Source organism: Acetivibrio ethanolgignens (assembly GCF_001461035.1).
Taxonomy (GTDB): Bacteria; Bacillota; Clostridia; order Lachnospirales; family Lachnospiraceae; genus Velocimicrobium; species Velocimicrobium ethanolgignens.
In genome coordinates, this window is the sequence record NZ_LNAM01000144.1 from 1 (window position 1) to 340 (window position 340).

Genomic DNA, 340 nt, shown 5'->3' on the forward strand with positions numbered 1-340 from the left:
CGTGCAGAAGGGCGTGCAGAAGGGCGTGCAGAAGGACGTGCAGAAGGACGTGCAGAAGGACGTGCAGAAGGGGAACTGGTTGCGATTATTTCGAAAACCAAGAAAAAACTGGATAAGAATAAAACAGCTGCAGTAATTGCAGAAGAATTAGAAACAGAAATAGCCTTGATTGAGCAGATTATCAAGACTATTTCAGAGTTACCTGTATATACAGTAGAAGGAGTTTACGAAAAATTAAGGGAGAAATAGCGGCATAGAGTAAGCTTTATTGGACTTTTTTAGAAATATAAGTTTGGATAGAATACCGTAAGTTCTGGTTTGAAAGTTTTTGAATTTCGGG

The 340-nt window shown here is 39.4% G+C and carries 1 pseudogene; it reads left to right on the plus strand.

Features of this window, described 5'->3' with window-relative positions:
• Window positions 1-249: pseudogene (locus ASU35_RS19705) on the plus strand (Rpn family recombination-promoting nuclease/putative transposase); the annotation flags it as partial.
• Between the last annotated feature and the right edge of the window lie 91 nt (window positions 250-340).